Origin of the sequence: Corynebacterium poyangense, from assembly GCF_014522205.1 — a bacterium.
GTDB classification, from domain to species: domain Bacteria; phylum Actinomycetota; class Actinomycetes; order Mycobacteriales; family Mycobacteriaceae; genus Corynebacterium; species Corynebacterium poyangense.
Window position 1 is genome coordinate 2381803 of record NZ_CP046884.1, and the last position, 23089, is coordinate 2404891.

A 23089-nucleotide genomic window follows, 5' to 3' on the forward strand; every position below is an offset into this window, starting at 1 on the left:
AAAATTCCGCCCCGTATTTTAGATCAGTCCGACAAGATGAAGGACGTTCTGTATGAGATTCGTGGGCCAGTTGCCGCTGAAGCAGAAGCGATGGAGCGCGATGGGCATCGGATTCTCAAACTGAACACCGGCAACCCGGCCATCTTCGGTTTCGATGCCCCCGATGTCATCATGCGTGACATGATTGCGGCGCTTCCCTCCTCCCAGGGCTATTCCACCTCCAAAGGGATTATTCCGGCCCGACGCGCCATCGTCACCCGATATGAGCTGATTGATGATTTCCCCCGCTTTGACGTTGATGATGTCTTCTTAGGCAACGGGGTTTCTGAATTAATCACCATGACCACCCAAGCCTTACTCAATAATGGCGACGAGGTCCTTATCCCCATTCCGGATTATCCCTTGTGGACCGCCGCGACGTCCCTGGCGGGTGGAACTCCGGTGCACTATCGCTGCAATGAGGAGGATGACTGGAATCCGGACATTGAGGATATTCGCTCCAAAATCACCCAACGGACCAAAGCCATTGTGGTGATTAACCCCAATAACCCCACCGGCGCGGTGTATTCGCGGCAGGTGCTAGAGCAGATTGTGGAGATTGCGCGGGAACATCAGCTGTTGATTTTGGCCGATGAAATTTATGACCGGATTCTTTATGATGACGCGAAACACATCAGCATCGCCGAGTTAGCCCATGATCTGTTGTGCATTACCTACAACGGGTTGTCGAAAGCATACCGAGTTGCTGGATATCGCTCCGCCTGGATGGTGCTGACCGGCCCTAAAACCCATGCTCGTGGTTTCATTGAGGGTTTAGAGCTGCTTGCCGGAACCCGGCTATGCCCCAATGTTCCTGGTCAGCATGCTATTCAGGTGGCTTTGGGTGGGCGGCAGTCCATTTATGAACTCACCGCGGTGGGGGGCCGGCTGCATACTCAACGCGATATTGCTTATGAGAAGCTCAACGCCATGGATGGGGTGAGCTGCGTTAAGCCGCGCGGCGCGCTGTATGCTTTCCCGCGCCTAGATCCCAATGTCCATGAGATTCATGATGATACCCAACTCATGCTGGATCTTCTCAGAGCCGAAAAGATCCTCCTGGTGCAAGGAACTGGCTTTAATTGGCCAACTCCTGATCACTTCCGGGTTGTCACTCTCCCCTGGCCGTCTGAGCTGTCTGAAGCCTTAGACAGGTTGGGGAACTTCTTGGCGAGCTACAAACAATAATGGGTAAGCATCATTCAGTAGCCTCCCAGCCGCGGCACGTGCCACGACTGATCCTTACCGTCGCGCTCATTGTCTGCGGGATTCTTAGCTTGGTGGGACTGGTGCGCACCTGGCCGTCGTCGGACCCAATCAATGTGGCACCGGAGTTTTCTCAAACTTTCACCTTCAACCTGAAGCAAGTAGCCGGCACCGTGGAACTGGTGGAAGAGGGAAGTTGCCAGTCTCCTTCCGCCCAACAAGTGTTTGACAGCGGACCAGTAGATTCCCTAGAAGCCGGGGAGCAGGGCTGCCAGCGGGCGATTATCAGGATTGATGAAGGCCCTGACGCCGGCCGCCATACGCTATTAATCAGCAGTGGTATGCCCGGAGATCCGGAATACCATGAGGGCGCCAAAGTCCTTCTGACCTCGTCCGACGGCCGCTACGCCTTTAGCGATTATGACCGTGGAACAGCGCTTCTTATCTGGGGTGTTGTCATAGCCCTCGCGGTGATAGCTTTTGCCGCTTGGCGCGGACTGAGGGCTCTGCTTGGGCTAGCGATTACGCTGAGCATGGTAGTGATTTACCTGCTGCCGGCATTACTGCGCGGGGGCAATGGTATTAGTCTTGCCGTGATTGGCGGAGCCAGCGTCCTTTACCTAGTACTCTTCCTGGTTCACGGGGTGAACTGGAAAACCGCCTCCGCCTTAGCTGGCACTCTTATTGCCTTAGGGCTGGCTGCGGGGCTGGCTAATTGGATGATCCATTCGGCAAATCTGCGCGGACTAGGTTCAGAAGATAACTTAAAAATCCTGCTCTACCTGCCCGATGTGTCCGTTCGCGGTCTCATGCTGTGCGGCTTTATTATCGGTGCGCTGGGTGTTCTGAATGACGTCACCATCGCCCAAGCCTCCACGGTGAATGAGCTGGCGGCGCTCAATCCTGCGAGTAGTCCGTGGCGGCTATTCCTAGGCGCTATGAAGGTGGGGCGAGACCACATCGCCTCCATGATTTACACCCTGGTGTTGTCTTATACCGGAGCGGCCCTACCGTTATTGCTTCTTATTGAGCTGTCGGAGCGTTCATTCTGGCACATCTTAAGTAGCGATATTGTGGCTACCGAGTTGCTGCGCTCTGGAATTGGTGCCCTAGCGCTCACCTTAGCTGTACCGCTGACTACCCTGATTGCTGCGGTGACCGTCCCAGCGCACGGATCTGCCAGCCAGCTGCTGTCCACTGGCGAGCATCAAGCACATTCCGCGCATCAATCATCCGCGGAGTAGCCACGATAGCGGCAGCGTGTACCGGGTCTAGCTGAGTAAAACACTCCCACTCGGTAGCAAGGATCACCAAGTCCGCTCCCGCCAAAGCACTCGAAATATCTGGGGCATAACTTAAGGTGGGGGATACTCGACGCGCAGTATCATTAGCTTGGGGATCATAGACTTTCACCTGAGCCCCGGCTAAAGATAGTTCTCCGGCCACCGCCAAAGCCGGGGAGTCCCGAACATCATCAGAATCGGGTTTAAACGCCGCCCCGAGCACCGTAATCGTGCTGCCGCGAAGATCATTACCTAATAACTCTTCGGCCAGATGAATTACCCGCTTACGGCGGCGCAGGTTGATCTCATCAACTTCTCGGAGAAAAGCTAAGGATTTTCCCGTTCCTAGCTCCCCGGCGCGGGCCATAAAGGCCCTGATGTCTTTGGGTAAGCAACCGCCGCCAAAACCCAGCCCCGCGTGAAGATAACGAGGCCCAATGCGTGGATCACTCCCCAAAGCCTGGGCTAAAGCCTGAACATCCGCACCGGTGGCTTCACAGATCTCTGCCATGGCGTTGATGAAAGAAATCTTGGTGGCCAAGAAAGAATTAGCGGCTGTTTTCACCAGCTCGGCGGTGGCTAAATCCATCCCCAACACCGGTGCACCATCCGCGCAAGGCTGCGCATACACCTGCCGAAGAATCTGCTCCGCCCACCCGCTTTGAGTTCCCACCACAATGCGATCCGGGTGGAGAGTATCCTCCACCCCGTGCCCCTCCCGGAGAAACTCCGGATTCCAGGCGACTTCCACCGTCACCCCCGGAGGGCGCACGCTGTTTACCCGCTGTTGAAGTTGCTCGGCAGTGCCTACCGGAACAGTGGATTTACCTACCAGCAGATGATTGCCCGACGCTAACCTAGGCACCAAGTGATCTACTGCTGACCACACTTGGGAGAGATCGGCCGCCTCAGAACCAGGGAGCTGAGGCGTTCCTACGGTGAGAAAATGGAGGTGAGAAAACTCAGCTGCTTGGGAGAAGTCCGTGCTAAAAGAGATCGAGTGGGCGTCGAGCGTTCTTTTTAACAGCTCCGGAAGACCAGGCTCATGAAAGGGCAACTGCCCCTGAGACAGTGCCGCTACCCGTGCAGAATCAATATCAATTCCTACAACCTCATGCCCTAAGGCAGCCATACAAACCGCATGAGTAGTACCCAGATAACCCAGGCCCAGCACAGTTAACTTCATGAGGCCAGTTGTACGGGAAGAAAGTTACGCACAGATGATCAGTCGCGGAAATTTAGGTAGGCGCGCGAGGGCGTAGGGCCACGTTGACCCTGATACTTAGAACCCAAAGCCCCAGAACCATAAGGAGTTTCCGCCGGAGAAGACATCTGGAAGAGTGCTAACTGCCCCACCTTCATCCCCGGCCATAAGACAATCGGAAGATTAGCTGTGTTAGACAGCTCCAAGGTGATGTGACCGGAAAAACCAGGGTCAATGAAACCGGCGGTGGAATGAGTAAGAAGGCCCAGGCGACCGAGCGACGACTTACCCTCCAGGCGTCCCGCCAAATGCGGAGGAAGAGTGAAATGCTCCAACGTGGCGGCAAGAACAAACTCACCAGGATGGAGAACAAAAGAATCCCCCTCAGCCACCTCCACCAAACTAGTCAGATCCTCCTGCTCTAGCTTGGGATCAATGTGGGTGTACCGGGAATTATTGAACACCCGAAACAACCGATCCATGCGAACATCAATGCTCGAAGGCTGAATCAACGAAGAATCAAAGGGGTCAATCTGGAGGTCACCGGAGTCAATAGCGGCACGGATATCACGATCAGAAAGAAGCACCCCTCTAGTCTACGGGGAGCTGCTCGACGAGGAGGCGATTTGGTAATGCATGTGGGTGGCGGTAGCATACGTGAAGCAGGCCGATGTAGTTCAATGGCAGAACATCAGCTTCCCAAGCTGAATACGCGGGTTCGATTCCCGTCATCGGCTCCACTTAGACGTCCATTTTGATACAACGCCCAGCTTGGCTGGGTAGCGGATCGGAATGGGTGTTTTCGCTTGTCAGAGCGGGGTTCTGGCGGATCGTGCGTGCATGGCGATGACGCAGCCAAGGCTGCGCGGCGGCCCCGCGAGGTTCATTCTGTGCCCTCTGGGTAGGTCAAGGGCCGCGGCGGCGGGGAATGTCAAAAGGTATCGCCTGGCGTCAAAAGGTATAGGGGCGCGTCAAAAAGTATTGAGCAGGCATCAAAAGGTACGGGGTTGGGCGGTGTGTCCAGTCAGCTGTCAGCTGTCGAGCGGGTTGCGGTGGCGGAGGCGCACGGCCTCCATGTCGCGAGACCCCCGACTAGCTACCCAGCGAGGTGAACCAGTCGGGGCTTCGCGGGCGTCGTAACGGTTCCTACGATTCTTCTTGGAACTTTTGTTTCAAGGCGTCAAAGATATCGTCGGAGAACGCTTTGATGAGTTCCTTGCGGGCGTCTTCTTGGTTGAGTAGGAACTTGTGCCACTCGGTGTTTTGGGAGTAGCCGGCGATCAGGGCGTCTTGTGTTTGTTCCTCAACGGTGTGGCGGAAGCTGTTCTTGCTGTTGACCTTGGCGCTCTGTTGCACTTTCGGGTCTTTGGCCAGTGTTGCTTGGAGCGAGACTAGCGAGCCGGCCGCAATGTCGGTATCGAAGGTTGTTCCGTAGCGGGCGTTCCAGTCCTGGATGATCTTCGACAGCTTTTCGAGCTGTGTCTCGGTGAGTCCGCTGCCCGTGCCCTTGGCGATCTTGACCTCTGGTTCCGCAGTGAGTGTTTCGTTTTTGTGCTCCCCGCTCTTCTTGACATTGAAGTCCTCAATGGTGACTTTGTCGCTGAGGTCGAAGTCGAGGCCTCCTCCGTGTCCGGCGTCGACGGCTCGGATGAGGCTGGTGCAGAAGTTGTAGTCCATGTGCATGGACTTGTCTTCGAAGGGCATGACTTGCAGGAGGAAGGTGTATTGCTTGATGAAGTTTCGGATTACCCGGCGTGCTTCGTCAGCTTCTTCCTCTTCCATGCTGGCAACGATCCGGGCGGCAGCATCGATCAGCGCCCACATTTTCTGCTTGTCGCGATGCGTCAGTTGATTCTTGGCCAGTAGCTCGTTGTATTCCTCGACGTCGTCGATTTCGAGGATTTGCAGCTCGCACAGTCGCCGGTAGGTTTCGCGTACGTCACTGATCGTCAGAGGATCGGTGAGCGTCGTGGTCTCGTAGTAGGGTGCGAACGCTTGTTGGATGTCCTCGAAATCGTTGGTGAAGTCCAGGATGAACGTTCGCTTGTCGTAAGCGATTCGGTTCAGCCGGGACAGGGTCTGTACAGCGGTGACACCGCGCAGGGTCTTATCGACGTACATGGAGCACAGTTTGGGTTGGTCAAATCCGGTCTGGTACTTGTTGGCAACGATGAGGATCCGGTAGTTGTCGGTGTCGAATTCGTCAGCGGTGTGATCGTCGCTGAAACCATTCAGTCCTGCCTCGCTCCAGGTTTTTCCGTCGACCTCGACGTCACCGGTGAACGCCACCAGGGCTTGGTGTTTTCCTAGCCGTGTCATGTCCGCGGCCCGCATCTTCTGGTAAGCGAGGAAGTATCGAGCCGCTTGCTCGCGCCCGGCGGTGACAATCATGGCTTTGGCTTTACCGCGAAGCGTTGGCGCAACCACTGACGTGAAGTGTTCGATCATCACGCTGAGTTTGTTCGTGATGTTTTCATCTGAGGTCGAGATCATGTGTGCCAGCTCGCGTTTGGCCGCTTTGCTCTCGAGTTCAGGATCGTCGTCGACGGCTTTAACGATCTTGCAGAACGCGTCGTACGTGGTGTAGTTCGCGGTGACGTCGAGGATGAATCCCTCATCGATCGCTTGGCGCATGCAGTACAGGTCGAAAGCTTCAAAGTGGCCAGCCTCGTTAAGCCTGCCGAATTGTTGCAGTGTCCGCCCCGTCGGGGTGGCCGTGAACCCAACCATGGAGATGCTCGACTGCCGCGATGATGAGCGCATCCCTTGAGCAACGAACTGAGCGAGCTCGTCCAACGACGAATCCGGGGCATCCCCACTAGCGAGGGCAGCATTGATCGAAGCCATGTTCTTGCCACTGGTTGATCCGTGTGCCTCGTCGATAATGACCACGAAGCGCTTACCTGAACCAGCGAGCTCACCAGCGGACAAGTAGAGGAACTTCTGTAACGTGGTCGCCACGATCCGGTAGCTACTCTTGCGTCTGGTTGGGTCCAGCCCGAGTGCTTTGCCCAGGTCGGCAGAGGTTTTGTTCTTACCCATGACTCGCACAACACCGGCGTCTTTCGCCATGTCTGTGACAGCGTCTTGGAGCTGCTTGTCAACAACTTTGCGGTCGGTAGCGATGATGACCTTGTCGTACAGCAGCTCGTCCGTGCCGGGCTTATAGAGGCTGGCAAGCTTGTGTGCCAGCCACGCAATCGTCTTCGTCTTACCGGACCCGGCCGAGTGTTCGATCAAGTAGTTGAGCAGTAGCGGGCTGCGCAGCATGTCGCTGGAGACTGCACGCACTGCCCGTAGCTGCTGGTAGCGCGGGAAGATGGGACGCTCTCCGACCTTGCGTCCGTGCTTATCACGCTTGGTTTCGATGTAGATGAAGTCATACAGCAGGTCGAAGATCGTGGTCTTCGTCCAGATCTGCTCCCACATGTAGGACGTGTTGACGCCTTGTGGGTTGTAGGGGTTTCCTCCAGTGACATTATGCGGATCTTCCCCAACGGGCTGCCCTTGGTTGAACGGCAGGAAGAAGGACTCGCGGCCTTTGAGCTCTGCGCACACGTAGACTTCGTTCGTGTCCATCGCAAAATGCGCCAGCGCCCCGATCTTCGGAGAAAGCAGCCGCGTCGTACAGTCACGCTCCATCTGGTACTGAGCGATGGCGTTCCGATAGCTACCCGAGGCCGAGGTATTGCACTTGAGCTCGACAGTGAACAGCGCCAGACCGTTTAAGAAGATCACGAGGTCAAGCCGCTCACCGTCCTTGTGATACACCTCTTCCATGATCGACAACTGGTTCGCATCGAACAAGTCCCGTGACTTTGCATCAAACCCGGCCGAAGGGCGCGGATACACCAAGTCAAGCTGAATCCCGCCGTTAAAATCCACACCGTTCCAGATCGCACGGATCAGCCCATCCGCAGCGATCTTGTGCATGATCTTGTTACGGATAGTGGCGTCAGCGCCACCGTTATAGGCAGCCCGCAACAAGTCCAGTTTTTCTCCCTGCGTGCGCTCTAGGAACGCAAACAGTAGCTCTTCATCGAGTGCCCACACCGGATCAAATCGATCACGGGGGCGCTCAATATATTCCCTTGATCCAACCAGCTCATCAATAATCAGACGCTGGAACGCCTTCTCATTAATAGGATTCGCCACAACCACTACGCCACCTCACTCACACGTCGCTTACCAGTCACATACTCAAAAATCAAAGACTGACGCTGCTGCTGCAGCAACTCTAACTGCCTTTCTTTAATCGCTAATATCTGATTGAAATTGTCAGTTCGAGACTCTAGATAGGACACAATAGTTTCCTGTTCATACAGGGAAGGTAGCGGGGAGAATTCATTCATAACCGTTTCGACCGCTAACCCTGGCTGAGCGGCAGTCATGGATAGTCGGTTAAGATTCATTGCAAGAAGTGCATAAAATGCAAACTGCTTAATATACTCAGATCCCTCAGTGACCACGATGGCATGATCGGTTGCCCAGAATGGTGCCATTGCGAAGTGGACATTTCCGCATAGCGCACCTTGTCGACCAATGAGAACGCGATCAACTGAGTTGTTGTACATTGAATAATAACCGCGAATTCCATTTCCTCCGTAAACAGGAACGGTATCAGAATCAGCGATATCATTCGAAGTGAGGTTGTCGCCACTCTTCATCATGCACAGATACTTGAGTCTTTTTGCTTGCCAATGTTCGGGGATGTCGCCAATCCAGTCCACGCCGCTTGGCTTCATTGGCACCGAAGGATCAAGTCCCTTAGTCACAGCCTCATAGATCAAAGACTTTTTGAGCTGCTCCATCGTTTCCAACTCCTGCTGCAAGAGGTGAATCGCTTGATCAATCTTGCCTGTTTCCTCATCAAGCACAGCCGCAATTATCTGTTGTTCTTGAAGTTTTGGGCGTGGAATAAAGAATCCTCCTAAAGCGGTCTGCGTCATGCTGGGCAATGTGCTTCCAGATTGTCGCGATTTAAAGTCAAGACACAGAGCGGCATAGTAAAGGTACTTGAGATTATCGTTTCCGCGTAGAACCGAATAAAACATTGTGTCTACCGTCCAGAATTCACCGGCGGCTAACAATGGTTTGTCAATCGTTCCTTTTCTGCCGAATAGAATTGATTCCCCGTCATGAAGAAAACTGGTAGTTGAGCCAAACACCCCTCCTGATCCATAGACAGGGATGTCGCCGCCGTCCGTTTCCACCTCCTTGCCATTTCGGATTTCCAAGCAATCTTTCAAGCGAGAAATTGACCATTCCCGAGGAATATTTCCAATCCACTCGACTCCACTGTTTTTCATTGTTTCAGTAGTCATCGCAGTGTCCCCAGAATATCGGCTAATTCCTCTTCGAGTTGGAAGAAACGATCCATGAGCACGTCAGAGGATTCGGGTTGCTGGTATTGGTAGAAGTAGCGGGTGAAGGGGATTTCAGCTCCGGTCTTGACTGTCTTGTCTGTCTCTTCGTCAACCCAGACTGCGTCGGGTACGTATGGCAGGACTTCGCGTTCCATGTAGTCTTCGATGTCCTCGGTGAGGGGCACGATCTCGGTGTCTTTCGTGGCCGGGTCGAGTACGACATTGCCGCTGCGGTCGTGCTGGAGGGGTGCGGTCTTGTCCATTTCGGAGAGGCGATCTGCGATCTTTTCCAGCATTGCTTTGGTTTGTGCTGTAGTCTGTTTGACACGATGGTCTGGCAAGTCAGCCACGACGACTCGCAGGTGTTTAATGAATTCCTTCGAGTCCTGCCAGGTCTGCTCAGTGATGTTTTCCCGTAGCGTGTCCAGCATTTGTTCGAAGACTGGTTCGGCCATCTCCAGTGCGGCAAGAGTCTTGTTTTGTTTCGCGTCCCGGTCGGCGGGGTCGATCAGGCGTAGCTCTTCGAGCTTTGCTGGGTTGTGCATGGTGTCAGAAAACTTGCCTTCAGCTAGCTCGGCGATGCGTTCCTCGCTGATCCGGTAGTTGCGTTGCAGGGGCTGATAGATGGCGTATTCGTGGTAGATGAATTCGCTCGCATCAACAATCTTGCAGTTCTCGGTTTCCGCGAAGTCGGTGTAGGTAGCGACGATCTGGTCGATTTGATCATCGGCGATGAACCGGCGTTTCTTGCCAAGCGAGCGGCGCATGGGGCTCCACAGGCTTCTGGCGTCAATGAGCTGCACTTTGCCTCTGCGGTCGGGCCGCTTGTTTTTCGACAGTACCCACACGTAGATAGAAATATCGGTGTTGTAGAACAGCGAGCTCGGCAGCCCGATAATTGCTTCGATGTAGTCGTTTTCGAGCAGCCAACGTCGCACCTGCGATTCCCCAGACGAGGTACCACCCGAGAACAGCGGGCTGCCGTTAGAGATGACGCAGGCACGGCCTGTGCCCTTTTCCATCTTGTGAATGATGTGTTGCATGAATAGCAGCTGCATGTCGCCAGAGGCAGGCAGACCTGCGGGGAATCTACTGAACGAGCTCGGCTTAGCGTGCTCGTCCTTGACTGCCTTCTCCACACCTGTGGCGGCATCTTTTCCACCCCAGGGCTGCCCGAAAGGCGGGTTCACGAACTGCAGGCGCATGTATTCGCCCGGGAAGCAGTCTTCCTTCATGGTGTCAGCGAGCTGAATGTTGTTGGCACGCTGGTTCTTAATCAGCATGTCTGCCAGGCAAATAGCGTGCGATTCCGGGTTGATTTCTTGCCCGTACAGGTAGACCGACGCCTCTGGGCACATCTCCGCGAGCTCTTCCTTCGCCACGGATAGCATGCCTCCCGTACCGCAGGCAACGTCAGCGACGTTGATATTTTTCCCAGGCTTGAACAGGTCTTCGCTCCCCTCAGCAAGGCCCAGTCGAACAAGCAAACGAACGACCTCACGCGGAGTGTAGTGGTCGCCGGCCTCCGCGTTTTCGGAGAAACGCCGGATAAGTTCCTCGAACATGTAGCCCATGGCAACGTTGTTGATCCGCTCTGGGGCCAGGTCGAGTTCCGAGAACTTACGGACAACGCCGGTGAGGCGGGCGCCCTTGTGCATTTTGTCGATTTGGGTGAAGAAGTCGAGGCCCTCGTTCTTGTCGAGGATCATGCGGATATTCGGGGAGAACGCCTCGAGGTAGGTCTTCAGGTTGCGGTGAAGCTGGCTGGGCTCTGCGAGCAGTTTTTCGAGGGTGTAGCGGCTCGTGTTGTAAAACGGATAGGAGCTGACTTGTTTGAGGATCGCATCCGGTGTGGTGTTGTCTTCCTCGTAGACCGTGCAGACGGCGTCCTTGGTCGCCTCGAGGGCGCATTCGAGTCGGCGGATGATCGTCATCGGAATGATGACGTCCTTGTACTTGTCTGCCTGATAGGTGCCTCGTAGCGTATTGGCGATGCTGAAGACGTGATCCACCTGCTTCTTTACGTCAGGTTGGCTCATGCCTGGTCTCCTTTCGTGTCGGAGGCGGGTATGACTTCGACGATGTCGCCGATCTGGCAGTCAAGGACTTGGCAGATGCGCAGAAGTATGTCGGTGGTGACGTTTTCGCCGTTGTTGAGCCGCGCTATCGACGTGGAGGACAGGCGGGCTTGTTCCCGGAGGTCTTGTTTGAGGAGGTCTTTGTCGACCAGTAGCTTCCACAAAGGCTTGTAGGAGAGCCCAACGCGGAGGTCGAACTCGATTCGTTTACTCACTGGCGGTGGCCTTCCTCTTCTTCTTTTTGCTCCACGAACGTCCGAACAACTCACGGCCGGGCTCGAGATGGATGAACGCGGATTCGGTCAGGGTCTGCTGTGTCTGGGTGGAGTAGCGGCTGATTTTGTCGATGGCGAGGAAAACCTGCTTGTGTTGGCGTGCGTAGGTCTGGACGATCCCGTCAAAGGCTTGGTCTTCGATGGGCTGCACGAGCATGGAGTCGTGTGCGATGGCGGGCAGCAGCGAGTTCTCTAACAAGGCGAGGTCGAATGAGATCAGACCGCGCTGGGTAGAGCCGGTACCCGAGTCATCCTCGATCGAGTAGGAGTATTTGTCTACCGAGTGGATCGTGATCCTGGGCGGGGTGCGTTCCTCGCGTGTGATCTCCCCGTCGATGCGCTGCATCGCTTGGTTGAGTTGGTCTTCGATGTCTTGGAGGATCGCGGCGGATTCTCGTTTGAGGGTCTCTGCGGCTTGCGCTTTAGTTTCTTTGAGCGTGGCTTCTTCCGCGTAGGCGTTGTTAGCCGCGTGGAGAGCTCGGATCCTTCGGTCGAGTTCACCGTAGGCGCGGATTTCTGCCTGGGTGGTTGTCGGTGCGACCGACAACGCGCGCAGATTCTGCCCTAACTCTTCGATCGCCTGGGTGAGTCGTTCGCGTTCGTCTTCGAGTTCGGTGGTTTCCTTCCGGAACTGGCCGTGTAGTACCTCTCGGATCTGGTGGTGGAAGCGTTCAATGTCGTGGATGCGGGCAATCTCGACGTCTGGGAAGAACTCGGTCAGCGCGTCAAACTTGCGTGTTAGACCGACTTCTTTGTCGAGTCCTTTGGCTCGTCGCATCGCCCCCAGTTGCCGGTTGACGTGGTTGAGTCGTCGTTGCAGTGGTTCACGTTGGGCGTGGATCTCGTCAATCGCGGCCTGTTGGGCGAGGGTGTACTCCTTCGCCGATAGGCCTGCTTGCCTGCCTGCTTGGTCGCGATCAGCGGTGAGGTCTTCGATAAGTTTGCGGTTGTTGTTGACCTCGGTGATGGTTCTCGCGCGAGGTAGGTCATAGTAGCGTCCGGCAGCGTTGAACAGGTCGAGCTGGCGTTTGGCTTCATCGCTGGCTGCCACGAACGCTTCGAGGGTCTGGTACTTGTTGAACAGTTTCAGCAGGCGTTTGATCCCGTTGGCTTGGGTGTCCGCCGGGTAGGACAGCAGCGGGTGGTCGACATCAGCGTTTTTTCGCTGCCAGATCCGCATAAAGTTGCTGATCGCCGCTCGCAGCGTGATACCGGCGGCTTCGAGACCGTACTGGGTGGCAACGAACGCCGTGAAGGTATCCAGCGGCATGCTCCTCACGGGGCGGTATTCGTTGTCGCAGACGGTGACCATCTTCGGGGTGTCGGTGGCACGCCGGAAGTAGTGGGTTTCACCGCCGAGCAGGAACGCGAAGCGGATCTCGTGATGACCGACGTTCTTGATGACGTCTTTGGCTTTGTCGATGTAGTCACTGCCACCGAAACAGAAGTCGATAATGAGCAGCGTGGTGGACTTCCCGATCGAGTTCTCGGTGTTCTCGGTTCCCAGGATGGTGTTGAGCCCCTGTTGGAGGCAGAACGGGCCGGGGCGTCGCTCGTCGTGGAAGAACGCGTCACTATCGAACTCGACCAACATAGTGGAGCACCTCCTCGGGGTAGAGCAGCTCGATCTGACCGAGCGCGAAGAGGCAGTCCAAGGTTTCAGCGAACTCGTTGATATCCTCGAAATGAGAACGGGTTAAGGTGTACAGGTTCAGCGGTCTGAGGTCTTTCCCGTCGAGCTTGTTCAACAGCACCGGGAACTTACTGATAGTCGACTCCGAGTACGGCGTGACTTTGCTAGGCAACCTCATCGAACACCTCGCAGTTCTGCACGAAGAATGCAGCAACGATCCGCGACGCATTCGGATTGGTCGAGCCCGAGTTCGTGTGGATCCAGCTCGCGACCGCGTCGAAGATCTCTTGCTGATCATCGGTTACCTGGCACGCGTTCTCGTAGAAATCCGCGACTTGGGTCGCGATCACGGTAAACCGGCTTCGGTGTTTGCCTTCCAACTCCCGAAAGCCTTGCTCTACTACCCGGTACCACTGCAACACCAGGATCAAGATCCGCTGTGAGAGCTCATAGAACTCGGGGCGGATCTTTCTCGCCACCGGTATGGCCTCCAACCTCAGCGGAGACGCGCCACCGGTGAGGATTTTCTCTCCGAGCTGTTCAATGATGTCACTGATGGCCGGGTGGAGCTGGGCTTCCAGTGCGGCATCGCGCAGGCCCTCTGCGGCATTCCTGCGACCATAGACAGCTCTGAGCTTCACCAGTGAATTCTCGTCAGAAAACAGAACGCCGTGGGCTGCCACCAGCTTGGCGCACTTGAGACACACAGCCTCACTCGCGGTTTGTGAACCGTCATCATCGACGGGGAATGTGATGACCTCGAAGTGTGCGAGGCGTTGGCCTTTGACGCGTGCGACAAGTTTTTCTTTGCCGCACAATGGGCACAAGTCGTTGTGGCGGGCAGCAAGCACCAGCCCCTCGGCCGTCATATCCGGTTCGTGTCGTTTCCGGTTCGGTCGAGCGATTGCCGACATGAACGTCGCCGCCCAGAACTGTTCATCACTGCGCTCAGCAATCGCGAGGAGCTTCTCCGCCTCCTTCAAGCTGACCTCTGGGTCGTCCTTGATGAGCTGTACGAGCTCAGCAGTGAAGTCATCCTTGCGTGTAGGCACAATCTGGCTCTTCAGCTTGCCGAACTCCCTCACTCCCGCCACGTACACGTTCTTATCGAGCAGCGCTGGAGCAAACCCGGTGTGCAACTCAATCTTCTGGTTCATCAAGTCGCTAACTGTCTTGCTAGTGCGCCAGACCTCGGCCTGATCTTTGTCGATGATCGGGTAGGCGTCTTGAATCCACCGCAGGAGCCTCTCGACGACATAAGCATCGGTCGACGTCATCTTCGGACGAGCCTTCGACGGTCTCTTCACCGCCGGACCCGTTGGAGTGTTGTAGACCGCCACCGGCTGGATCAGCACCTTCTGCAGCGCTTTGGCGAAGGTCGCGAAACACAGCTGAGTCACCAGCGACCTCCTTCCAGAAAAAACACTCCAAAAACACTCCAAAACTGGGGCAGCGACATTTAGTACCCCGATTTTTAGTCTCGAAGTACCTCGAGCGGCAACCCGCAGTGACTTAGACGACAGTCTTAAGTCTACCGCAAAGCCCCTTCGAAGGAGCCTGCAACTCTCTTAGAGAGCCAAAGGCGACCGCGGAACCTGTGTGGCCACGACGGTTCCGTGACCTATAGGTGCCGCGTGCTGATCACACAAGGCCGTCAACCATCAGGGAGACACGTAAGAGCAGCAAGTGGCAGGTACCCACATCGGGTGCCTGCCATCTCGTTTCTCTACCCATATTCCCCTGAACAGTTGACACCGAGCTTGCTACCTCTAGCGGGTCTCCCTCCAGCAAGGAGGGACAACCCCAATGGCTACCGAGCCAAACACATACACGGTCCAACTCTTCGTGGAACGAACCCAGAAGGCCAGTGAACGCTACCCAACCCGACTGGTCAGTTACCGCATCACGGTTAGTGAAGCCGAGGTGATGGTCGAACGCGACTTGGCGATACGTCGAGCCGGTGCTGAGAATCCTGACCAGATCGGGCCTCGCACTATCGAGCAGATCGCTGACGAGTTGGGTAAGCAAGACTACAACAATGCGAAGAAGCAGCTCAGGCACACCACCTACCGGTCTGCCTCGGGTAGGGATGATGAGGAAGATGTCTCGATCATCGACGTTTCCCTCTCCCGTGAGGGTGAGGATCCTGCCCAGAAGTGGATGAAAGTACAAGCGGTACGCGACGTACTTGCCCGCATGGACACAACCGACCGTGAAGTACTGATCGCGATCCACATGCACGGTTACACCCAAACCGAGGTGGCGAAGTGGTTGGGGGTTTCCCAACCTGCGGTAGCCAAGCGGCTTAGTCGTGCGGAGGAAAAGTTCCAGCAAATGTGGGCAGAGGGGTTATAAACCGCCTCGTTTCGAGGCCCTTCCTATACAAGGCCACCCCAGCCAATCCCGGCTCCCGGTCTTGTATAGGAAGGGAGGCCCACTTTGGGGCACCAACTACATCTTGACCTTACAGACCCACCGGTTCGTGAAAAGCCTCGTGGGTTTACGACGGGTTACTTTACGCGAACGGCTCGCCCGACTCGTTCTCGGTGACCCCGCGCGTTTCACCATGATCGAGCCCGGTCACAGCGTTGAGCGAGTCACGATCACCGAGCGCTCTGATAGCGACGATGACCTGTTGGCTTTGGCCGACGCGGTCGGTGTCACGGGCAGGGGTGATGCGGCGTGAACATCACCAAAGCGAATAAGCGTATCGCGGCACTGAACCAGATAGCTGAGGGCGTGGCGTTGCTCGCTCAAGTGATCGAGGAGGAAGCATGGGAATCGCTTGAGGATCACGCTGGCATGCCAGGTGTGCGTCCGCTTGCTGCTGCCCAACTGGTGCAACCAGCGATCGAGCAGGCCGAACCACCCTGGGAGGAAGAACCACAACCTTCCAATGCTCCCGTTGCACCGTCTGTTTCGTTGGAGCAGGTACGCGGCGTGCTGGCGGGCCTGTCGCAGGCGGGGCATACGGCGAAAGTGCGTGCACTGATCCAAGCCGCAGGTGTGGAAAAGCTGTCTGAGGTTGCCCCAGGCAAATACCAGTGGCTGTTGGAACAGGCGGAGGTAATCACCAATGCCTGACCAACATGCACTGCTTAGTGCCTCTGGTGCGCACCGGTGGCTTTCCTGCCCACCCTCCGCACGCTTGGAAGCAGGCCTGCCGGAGTCGACCTCACAGGCGGCGGAGGAAGGCACCGTGGCGTACTCCTTGGCGGAGTGGAAACTACGCCGCGCTCTCCATCAAGCACCCGCCATGAAGCCTGTCTCGGACTGGATTGATCCTGAGATGGATCAACTTACTGACGACTACGTCACCTTCATCCAAGAACGGCTACGAGAAGTAGGTAAGAGGTGTGCTGACCCGGTGGTGCTGATCGAGCAGCGCCTGGACTTTAGCCACATTGTCCCTGGTGGCTTCGGTACTGGGGACTGCGTGATCATCGCTGAACCCACACTGCAGATCGTCGACCTGAAATACGGGCAAGGCGTCCTGGTAGACGCCGAGCACAACCCGCAGTTGATGCTCTATGCCCTCGGCGCGCTCAACGCGTTCGGCTCTCTCTATGACATCAGCGAGGTAGCGGTCACGATATATCAGCCCGCCGCTCCAACGTCTCCACCTGGACCATCCCGGTCACCGACCTAGAGGCCTGGGCGGAAGAAACCGTCAAACCCCGTGCCGTGTTGCCGGCTAAAGGTGAGGGCGAGTTCGCGCCTGGCCAGTGGTGCCGGTTTTGCAAACTAGCCCCTACCTGCAGAGCCCGCGCCCAAGCCAACCTGGAACTAGCCCGCCTGGAGTTTGCCCCACCAGCCGAACTCACGGACACAGAAATCGCGGACGTACTCGCCAGGCTCCCGGAACTGAAAGCGTGGGCAAGTGATGTAGAGGCCTATGCGCTGTCGTTAGCGGTGAATCAGGGCAAGCAATGGACCGGTTTCAAACTGGTCGAAGGCCGCTCCACCCGCCGCTATGCGGACGAACAAGCCGTTGCTGAGGCGGCCCAGGCTGCAGGGGTTACTGATGTGTGGCAGCAAAAGCTCAAAACCATCACCGCACTGGAAAAACAGCTCGGCAAGAAACGCTTCACAGAACTCTTCGGGGATCTCGTGATCAAACCGCCGGGTAAGCCAACGCTTGTGCCCGAAACGGATAAGCGCCCAGCGCTCACTCCTATGTCCTTGGCTGACAGCGAGTTCAGCCCCATCACTACAAACACCAAGTCCAAGAACAACTAAGAAAGAGGCAAAACAAATGACTACGAACACTATGCAGAACCAGAATCCGACCCGTGTTGTCACCGGTGAAGTACGCCTGTCTCACGCGCACGTGTGGGAACCCAACTCCATCCAGGGTGGCAAACCCAAATACAGCGTTTCGCTCATCATCCCTAAATCCGACACTGCCACCATCGCTGCCATCGAGAAGGCTGTGGATGCGGCAACCGAGGCCGGGATTGGCAAGTTTGGTGGGAAGCGCCCCAACAAGGCCGCGTTGAAGCTGCCGTTGCGTGATGGGGATATCGAACGCGAAGACGACGCCTACCAAAACGCGATGTTTGTTAATGCCAACTCGATCACCGCACCCCAGATCGTGGATGAGAATGTCGCACCGATCCTGGACCGCTCCGAAGTGTATTCGGGCTGCTACGCCCGCGTGAGCCTGTCGTTCTACGCGTTCAACACCAACGGAAACAGGGGTATCGCCTGCGGGCTGGGAAACATCCAAAAGACCCGAGACGGAGAACCATTAGGGGACGGGCACATCAGTGCCGAGTCCGACTTCGGACCCGCCACCGGCGGCGATGACTTCTTGAACTAACTAGCTCTACTCGTGGAGGGAACTGCCCTTCGGGGTGGTTCTCTCCACATGTTCTCTACAGGAAAGAAACGATCAATAAAGAGATCTGGAAAGACATCCCTGGGCATGAGGGCTGTTATCAAGTAAGCAATATGGGGCGTGTGCGTAGCATTGACCATGCTGTTCGTGGGCTATGCCATTACACAGGTAAACCCTTTAGGAGAATAAGTCCAGGAAAAATCCTCAAACCTGGGCGTTACTGCAAGTCCGGTCATTTAAGCGTTGTTCTTGGCCGACGAGGCAATGGTAACGGCAGACCAGTTCATCAACTTGTCATGCTGGCATTTATTGGTAAACCCCCGGAAGGAATGGAGGTGTGCCACATCAATGGGGATCCAACCGACAACCGGCTCGTCAATCTTCGTTACGACACGCGCACCCAAAACATTCTTGATGTCTACCGTCAGGGTAAGCCTTGGCGAAAGCTGACGATAGAGGATGTCTCTCGCATTCGATTCGCGTTATTTTGCGGGTGGCGCGGGGTCGAGCTCGCCGAAGAGTACGGCGTGAGTCAATCATGCATTAGCGCGGTCAAGACAGGTAGAGCCTACGGGTGGGCATCATGAATACCTTGAGCTGCGATATTGAATCTTTCAGCCCAGTCCCACTCGCCAAGGCAGGGGCGTACCCGTATGCCGAACACTCTGACTTCGACATCCTCTTGTTCGGTTACTCCATCAACCACAGGCCTGTTCACGTCATAGACCTCGCAAGTGGACAGGAGCTACCCGAAGAAGTGCTATACTCCCTAGCGGATCAGGGTGTGGTGAAGTGGGCGCACAACGCCACGTTCGAGCGCATCTGCCTGTCAGCGTGGCTGACCCGCCGCAATCCCGACTTGATGGATGGGCGGAAATATCTGGATCCGGCGCAGGGGCGGTGCACCATGATCTGGCGTGCCTACCTGGGGTTGCCGATGAGCCTGGAACAAGCAGCCACCGTCCTGGATCTAGGCGTGAAAAAGGACAATACCGGCAAGCGGTTAATTAAGCAGTTTTGCACCCCAACAACCCCAACCCTGTTAAGCAATAGCGGCACTCATAACGGGCCGGAGTCAGACCCCCAGGCATGGAAACAATTTATCGACTACAACTGCCGTGACGTGGAAGTAGAACTAGCCCTCCACAACCGGCTCTCACCTTTCCCACTCCCAGAAGCCGAGTGGGAAGCCTACGCGTTAGATCAGCGCATCAACGACACCGGCATCAGCCTCGATAAAACCTTGGTCGATAACGCTGTGGACATCCACGAGGCGTACCGGAAGAAAACCTTACCCAAGCACAAAAACTCACCGGCCTAGAGAACCCGAACTCTCCGATGCAGTTGAAAGAATGGCTCACCACACACGACTGCCCCATAGAGTCATTAATCAAGGATGAGGTAGAAACTGCGTTAGAAACCGCAACCGGCACAGTCAAAGAAGTTCTTGAGCTTCGCGGTGAACTAGCTAAATCGAGCGTCAAGAAATACCAGGCCATGCAAACCGCCAGGTGTCATGATGGTCGGGCGCGCGGCCTGATCCAGTTCTACGGTGCCGGCCGCACAGGGCGCTTTGCCGGCAGGTTGGTCCAGGTGCAGAACCTGCCCCGCAACTATCTGCCCGACCTCACACAAGCGCGCAATCTCGTTACTACCGGGAATGGTGAAGCACTGGAACTCCTCTACGACTCCGTCCCTGACACGCTGTCCCGGTTGATCCGCACCGCCTTCATCCCCAGCCCCGGCAACCGGTTTGTCGTTGCTGATTTCTCTGCGATTGAAGCCCGCGTGATCGCCTGGCTCGCCGGTGAAGAGACCACCCTCGAAGCTTTCAGGGCGGGTAAAGAACTGTACTGTGAGACCGCCAGCCGCATGTTCGGCGTACCCGTGGAAAAACACGGGGCCAATAGTGAACTGCGGCAGAAAGGGAAGATCGCAGTTCTCGCCCGCGGCTACGGCGGCTCCGTCGGCGCGCTTAAAGCCATGGGTGCACTCCGCATGGGACTGGCCGAAAGCGAGCTAAAGCCGATCGTGGATGCGTGGCGGGCAGCGAACCCCAACATCGTCCAGTTGTGGGGTGACGTTGATGAAGCCGCCATCGCTACCATGTCTACTCGCCAACCGGTAGAACTCGGGCAGCTGAAGTTCAGCTATGAGGCAGCAATCCTTTTCACCGCCCTGCCCTCAGGTAGGTGTTTAGCGTATGTGAAACCCCAACTCGGTGAGAACCGGTTCGGAGGCACCTCCATCACTTACCGGGGACTCACTACGGGCAGGAAGTGGGGGCGGCTGGAAACCTACGGTGGGAAGCTGGTGGAGAACATTGTCCAAGCTATCGCCCGTGACCTTTTGGTTCATGCCATGCACCTAGTCGCCCAGGCTGGGTTTCGGATTGTGATGCACGCCCACGACGAAATCATCATCGACCACCCCACCAACGCAGGCAGCGTCGAGGAAGTCTGCCAACTCATGTCCCAAACCCCGCCCTGGGCTGCAGGGCTACCACTGGATGCGGATGGATATGAATGCGGGTTTTACCGCAAAGACTAAGGAATTAGAGAGTGAAGGTAGCTTCGTGGGGAATTCCTAGGCCGGTGTGCTGCACCAGCGGGTTGGTGAGGAAGTCATTGCGGATGAGGCTCGCTACTTTCTCTGGCCACGTTGTTCCCGGGGACGCCGCACGCACCAGAGCGGCCATCACGATCAAGGCACCAAAGATCTGCTCGCTCTGCCCCTTGGGGAGCATCGAGAATTCCGGCAGCGTGCGTAACGCTTCGGTTGGTGCTGGCGTGAAGGATTTGTTCCACAGCCGGGCATGGTGAGCACAAAAGTTTCGCACAATCGTGAGTTGTTCTGTCCATCGCACGAGCGGGGGTTGCATCTTCACTTTGCGCTGCTGATTCCTTGACAGGATGCTCAAATCTATGGCGATCCCCAGATCCTCCGTAACTCGCCGTTGATCACTAGCTGGCAGCCCTTCGAAGAGGCGTGAAATATCGGCAAAGTCAAGCACTTCAGCCAACACCCAAAACGGATACTTGCCCGCATATCCAGCTCGATAGTGCTTGATCGATTCGTTCCGGCTGCCTGCTCGCTGAAGACGCTTCCCAACAGTGTCCATCCAGTTCTGGTGATTGAAGTTGGTGCGAAAACGGCTTGGGTCACGGTAGGTCAAAGGATCTTGCTCGCACAGCACTTCACCAATACGGGTGCGCATCGCGATTTCGATCCGTTCCATCCCGTCATGGACAAGGGAACGCAGTTTTCTGTCGGCCTCATACAGCTCTACCGCGTCACTGAACCTCGTCCCAGGGACAAATGTGTCCTTGCGGCCGCCGCTGGCAGTCATTTCTCTAGCCGGATACCAGTAGGCCGATAGCCGGTAGTAGCTCACAAAGGACAACCATTGCTGCGCGAGGTCGGTGTCGACTTCCATGCCTCGACCGCGCAGCAAATCGATGTGCTCACTGATCGTGGCAGCCTGTTTAACCGGCTTCGGCAAGATGACACCTCCTCCCAATAGAGATCCAGCCCACTCTCGACCGAGGTCGAGGCGGGCTGAACGATTACCTCGAGATTAGCACACATCCACCCACGGGCTCCTAGACACGACAGAGGAATCTCAGACTGATCGGCACACCGCAAGGGCTGTGCCCATCATTCCGCCCAGCCCCCTCACCATCGCTCAGGTCCACGAGCTCATAACCACCCCGACCATCTGGGCGAAAGCCCTGCTCCTGGACGCTGACAGGTACAAATGCGGCTTCTACATGAAGGACTGAAAAACCAGTTCGGGTTGGAGGTTATCAAAGTGGGTGTCTCAAAGCCCTCCTACTAGGAAGCCATAACTTCTCCATATTGTCGATTGGCGGCTTCCTAGAAAGGAGCCGGTCATGGCTAGCAACACACTTCAATCCTTCAACCACGAGCATTTCGGTCAGATCCGCACCATCGAACACGACGGCACCGTCCTGTTTTGTGGCCGCGACGTCGCTACCGCACTAGGGTACGCCAACACAAACGATGCACTAGCGCGCCACTGCAAGGGGGTCGTGAATCACTACCCTCTTCAAACCCCTGGCGGCACCCAACATGCCCGGTTTATTACCGAAGGCGATCTGTACCGGCTGATCGCAGCATCGAAACTGCCCGCCGCAGCGCGGTTTGAGTCGTGGGTGTTCGACGAAGTCCTGCCCTCGATCCGCAGACACGGGGTGTATGCGATTGATGAGCTACTGGCTAACGATGAGTTCCTCGAACGAGCCATCGCCACTTTGCGTGCGGAGCGCACTAAGCGTCTGGCTGCCGAGCAAGCGCTAGCAGAGGCCAAGCCCAAACTGACCTATTACGACCAAGTCCTTAAAGCTACTCGGGCGGTTGCGATTAGCCGCATCGCCAAGGATTACGGGATGAGCGCGCAGGAGTTCAATCAGCTCCTGGCTGATCTACACGTTCAATACAAGCGAGATGGCCAATGGCTGCTCTACGCCGAACACGCCGGTCATGGTTACACCAAGTCAGAAACAGGCACTGCTAAGAACGGCTACTTGTGGATGCACACCAAATGGACCCAAAAAGGCCGCCTGTTCATCTACGACTTGCTCAAAAACTCTTGTGGCCTGCTGCCCATCATTGAACGCGAAGAACACGAGCGCGAAGGGCGGGGCGAGTAATGAGTGCTACCGCGATTGATGTGGGGATTGCGCGTAAGAACCGTGAGGGCTATGCGGACCCCACCATGTATCAAGCCCTCACGCACCTCCAGCGCGTCGAGTACGGCTACCGGCCCCTGGTCTACATCTGCTCACCCTACGCCGGGGATACCGAAAGCAATATCGAGATCGCCCGAGAGTTTTGCGCAACAGCGGTTGCCCGGCGCGTAATCCCGCTGGCTCCGCACCTGTTGTTTCCGCAGTTCATGGACGACACAGACCCGGGCGCACGCGGGTTGGCGATGTTTTTCAACCGGGTTTTGTTGTCGAAGTGTGAGGCCGTGTGGGTTTATACGGCGCGCGTGTCGGTGGGGATGCGTGCCGAGATTGAGTGGGCACACCACCTTGAGATACCCGTGACTTACTTCGACGCAGGTTTTGAGGAGGTGAGTGTGGGTGCGTGAGTTGAAAATCTCCTATGGGCGCTCCCGGTTTGATACCGCCTGGCGTAAC

At 56.2% G+C, this 23089-nt stretch carries 22 protein-coding genes and 1 tRNA gene; 13 read left to right on the plus strand and 10 right to left on the minus strand.

Annotated features, from left to right (window positions below; translation table 11 throughout):
• The first annotated feature begins 36 nt into the window (after positions 1 to 36).
• Together GP475_RS11290 and GP475_RS11295 are read left to right on the plus strand one after the other, a co-directional pair.
• Positions 37 to 1227: a pyridoxal phosphate-dependent aminotransferase gene (locus GP475_RS11290; RefSeq protein WP_187975927.1), complete on the plus strand. Its 1191-nt coding sequence runs from the start codon at positions 37 to 39 to the stop codon at positions 1225 to 1227.
• Complete coding sequence (locus tag GP475_RS11295; protein WP_187974461.1) at positions 1227 to 2489, plus strand: YibE/F family protein; 1263 nt, start codon at positions 1227 to 1229, stop codon at positions 2487 to 2489. The genes GP475_RS11290 and GP475_RS11295 overlap by 1 nt, the downstream gene beginning before the upstream one ends.
• Here the strand turns inward: GP475_RS11295 and GP475_RS11300 are convergent.
• Together GP475_RS11300 and dcd are read right to left on the minus strand one after the other, a co-directional pair.
• Complete coding sequence (locus tag GP475_RS11300) at positions 2383 to 3714, minus strand: UDP-glucose dehydrogenase family protein (protein ID WP_187974462.1); 1332 nt, start codon at positions 3712 to 3714, stop codon at positions 2383 to 2385. The two genes, GP475_RS11295 and GP475_RS11300, sit on opposite strands and share 107 nt — an antisense overlap.
• Positions 3715 to 3752: 38 nt before the next feature.
• The gene (gene dcd, locus GP475_RS11305) at positions 3753 to 4319 is read right to left on the minus strand and encodes a dCTP deaminase (RefSeq protein WP_187974463.1); all 567 of its coding nucleotides are present in this window, start codon (positions 4317 to 4319) and stop codon (positions 3753 to 3755) included.
• Positions 4320 to 4398: 79 nt separating this feature from the next.
• Between dcd and GP475_RS11310 the strand changes: the two genes are divergently transcribed.
• A tRNA-Gly gene (locus GP475_RS11310) sits at positions 4399 to 4472 on the plus strand.
• Between the two features lie 406 nt (positions 4473 to 4878).
• On the opposite strand, the gene GP475_RS11315 is transcribed toward GP475_RS11310, so the two are convergent.
• From GP475_RS11315 to GP475_RS11345, 7 genes are read right to left on the minus strand one after another with little or no spacing between them, the layout of a single operon-like run.
• Positions 4879 to 7887: a DEAD/DEAH box helicase family protein gene (locus tag GP475_RS11315; protein ID WP_187974464.1), complete on the minus strand. Its 3009-nt coding sequence runs from the start codon at positions 7885 to 7887 to the stop codon at positions 4879 to 4881.
• Between the two features lie 5 nt (positions 7888 to 7892).
• Positions 7893 to 9056, minus strand: a complete 1164-nt coding sequence (locus GP475_RS11320; RefSeq protein WP_187974465.1) for a restriction endonuclease subunit S — start codon at positions 9054 to 9056, stop codon at positions 7893 to 7895.
• On the minus strand, positions 9053 to 11137 hold the full coding sequence (locus tag GP475_RS11325) for a type I restriction-modification system subunit M (protein WP_187974466.1): 2085 nt from the start codon (positions 11135 to 11137) through the stop codon (positions 9053 to 9055). The genes GP475_RS11320 and GP475_RS11325 overlap by 4 nt, the downstream gene beginning before the upstream one ends.
• Entirely contained in the window at positions 11134 to 11391 is a 258-nt protein-coding gene (locus tag GP475_RS11330; RefSeq protein WP_187974467.1) for a helix-turn-helix domain-containing protein, read from the minus strand. Before GP475_RS11330 ends, GP475_RS11325 begins: the two co-directional genes overlap by 4 nt.
• Positions 11384 to 13045, minus strand: coding sequence for a DUF2326 domain-containing protein (locus GP475_RS11335; RefSeq protein WP_187974468.1), 1662 nt, complete (start codon positions 13043 to 13045; stop codon positions 11384 to 11386). The genes GP475_RS11330 and GP475_RS11335 overlap by 8 nt, the downstream gene beginning before the upstream one ends.
• Entirely contained in the window at positions 13026 to 13262 is a 237-nt protein-coding gene (locus GP475_RS11340; protein WP_187974469.1) for an ABC-three component system middle component 7, read from the minus strand. The genes GP475_RS11335 and GP475_RS11340 overlap by 20 nt, the downstream gene beginning before the upstream one ends.
• On the minus strand, positions 13249 to 14484 hold the full coding sequence (locus tag GP475_RS11345) for an ABC-three component system protein (RefSeq protein WP_187974470.1): 1236 nt from the start codon (positions 14482 to 14484) through the stop codon (positions 13249 to 13251). Before GP475_RS11345 ends, GP475_RS11340 begins: the two co-directional genes overlap by 14 nt.
• A 406-nt stretch (positions 14485 to 14890) precedes the next feature.
• Here GP475_RS11345 and GP475_RS11350 point away from each other — a divergent pair, with 406 nt between their 5' ends.
• From GP475_RS11350 to GP475_RS11375, 8 genes are all read left to right on the plus strand, one after another.
• Positions 14891 to 15439, plus strand: a complete 549-nt coding sequence (locus GP475_RS11350; RefSeq protein WP_187974471.1) for a sigma-70 family RNA polymerase sigma factor — start codon at positions 14891 to 14893, stop codon at positions 15437 to 15439.
• A gap of 327 nt (positions 15440 to 15766) precedes the next feature.
• The gene (locus GP475_RS11355; RefSeq protein ID WP_187974472.1) at positions 15767 to 16168 is read left to right on the plus strand and encodes a hypothetical protein; all 402 of its coding nucleotides are present in this window, start codon (positions 15767 to 15769) and stop codon (positions 16166 to 16168) included.
• Entirely contained in the window at positions 16161 to 16733 is a 573-nt protein-coding gene (locus tag GP475_RS12690; RefSeq protein WP_262485189.1) for a DUF2800 domain-containing protein, read from the plus strand. The genes GP475_RS11355 and GP475_RS12690 overlap by 8 nt, the downstream gene beginning before the upstream one ends.
• Positions 16715 to 17323: a DUF2800 domain-containing protein gene (locus tag GP475_RS12695; RefSeq protein WP_262485266.1), complete on the plus strand. Its 609-nt coding sequence runs from the start codon at positions 16715 to 16717 to the stop codon at positions 17321 to 17323. Before GP475_RS12690 ends, GP475_RS12695 begins: the two co-directional genes overlap by 19 nt.
• Positions 17324 to 17339: 16 nt before the next feature.
• Positions 17340 to 17906, plus strand: a complete 567-nt coding sequence (locus GP475_RS11365) for a DUF2815 family protein (RefSeq protein WP_449506119.1) — start codon at positions 17340 to 17342, stop codon at positions 17904 to 17906.
• Positions 17907 to 17989: 83 nt separating this feature from the next.
• Positions 17990 to 18511: an NUMOD4 motif-containing HNH endonuclease gene (locus GP475_RS11370; protein ID WP_394367437.1), complete on the plus strand. Its 522-nt coding sequence runs from the start codon at positions 17990 to 17992 to the stop codon at positions 18509 to 18511.
• Entirely contained in the window at positions 18508 to 19245 is a 738-nt protein-coding gene (locus GP475_RS12395; protein WP_223144661.1) for a hypothetical protein, read from the plus strand. Before GP475_RS11370 ends, GP475_RS12395 begins: the two co-directional genes overlap by 4 nt.
• Before the next feature lie 17 nt (positions 19246 to 19262).
• Positions 19263 to 20474: a DNA polymerase gene (locus GP475_RS11375; protein ID WP_223144662.1), complete on the plus strand. Its 1212-nt coding sequence runs from the start codon at positions 19263 to 19265 to the stop codon at positions 20472 to 20474.
• 4 nt (positions 20475 to 20478) lie between these two features.
• On the opposite strand, the gene GP475_RS11380 is transcribed toward GP475_RS11375, so the two are convergent.
• Positions 20479 to 21426: an Abi family protein gene (locus GP475_RS11380; RefSeq protein WP_262485190.1), complete on the minus strand. Its 948-nt coding sequence runs from the start codon at positions 21424 to 21426 to the stop codon at positions 20479 to 20481.
• 391 nt (positions 21427 to 21817) lie between these two features.
• Here GP475_RS11380 and GP475_RS11385 point away from each other — a divergent pair, with 391 nt between their 5' ends.
• Positions 21818 to 22597 (plus strand): phage antirepressor, encoded by a 780-nt coding sequence (locus tag GP475_RS11385; protein WP_187974473.1) that lies wholly within the window; start codon positions 21818 to 21820, stop codon positions 22595 to 22597.
• The gene (locus tag GP475_RS11390) at positions 22597 to 23040 is read left to right on the plus strand and encodes a DUF7768 domain-containing protein (protein ID WP_187974474.1); all 444 of its coding nucleotides are present in this window, start codon (positions 22597 to 22599) and stop codon (positions 23038 to 23040) included. Before GP475_RS11385 ends, GP475_RS11390 begins: the two co-directional genes overlap by 1 nt.
• Positions 23041 to 23089: the final 49 nt, after the last annotated feature.

Bases quoted from the DNA above. Each gene is read 5' to 3' on its own strand.
- GP475_RS11290 (WP_187975927.1), top strand. From the start codon at position 37: ATGAAGGACGTTCTGTATGAGATTCGTGGGCCAGTTGCCGCTGAAGCA.
- GP475_RS11295 (WP_187974461.1), top strand. From the start codon at position 1,227: ATGGGTAAGCATCATTCAGTAGCCTCCCAGCCGCGGCACGTGCCACGA.
- GP475_RS11300 (WP_187974462.1), bottom strand. From the start codon at position 3,714: ATGAAGTTAACTGTGCTGGGCCTGGGTTATCTGGGTACTACTCATGCG.
- GP475_RS11320 (WP_187974465.1), bottom strand. From the start codon at position 9,056: ATGACTACTGAAACAATGAAAAACAGTGGAGTCGAGTGGATTGGAAAT.
- GP475_RS11325 (WP_187974466.1), bottom strand. From the start codon at position 11,137: ATGAGCCAACCTGACGTAAAGAAGCAGGTGGATCACGTCTTCAGCATC.
- GP475_RS11335 (WP_187974468.1), bottom strand. From the start codon at position 13,045: ATGTTGGTCGAGTTCGATAGTGACGCGTTCTTCCACGACGAGCGACGC.
- GP475_RS11340 (WP_187974469.1), bottom strand. From the start codon at position 13,262: ATGAGGTTGCCTAGCAAAGTCACGCCGTACTCGGAGTCGACTATCAGT.
- GP475_RS11350 (WP_187974471.1), top strand. From the start codon at position 14,891: ATGGCTACCGAGCCAAACACATACACGGTCCAACTCTTCGTGGAACGA.
- GP475_RS12690 (WP_262485189.1), top strand. From the start codon at position 16,161: ATGCCTGACCAACATGCACTGCTTAGTGCCTCTGGTGCGCACCGGTGG.
- GP475_RS11365 (WP_449506119.1), top strand. From the start codon at position 17,340: ATGACTACGAACACTATGCAGAACCAGAATCCGACCCGTGTTGTCACC.
- GP475_RS12395 (WP_223144661.1), top strand. From the start codon at position 18,508: ATGAATACCTTGAGCTGCGATATTGAATCTTTCAGCCCAGTCCCACTC.
- GP475_RS11375 (WP_223144662.1), top strand. From the start codon at position 19,263: ATGCAGTTGAAAGAATGGCTCACCACACACGACTGCCCCATAGAGTCA.
- GP475_RS11385 (WP_187974473.1), top strand. From the start codon at position 21,818: ATGGCTAGCAACACACTTCAATCCTTCAACCACGAGCATTTCGGTCAG.
- GP475_RS11390 (WP_187974474.1), top strand. From the start codon at position 22,597: ATGAGTGCTACCGCGATTGATGTGGGGATTGCGCGTAAGAACCGTGAG.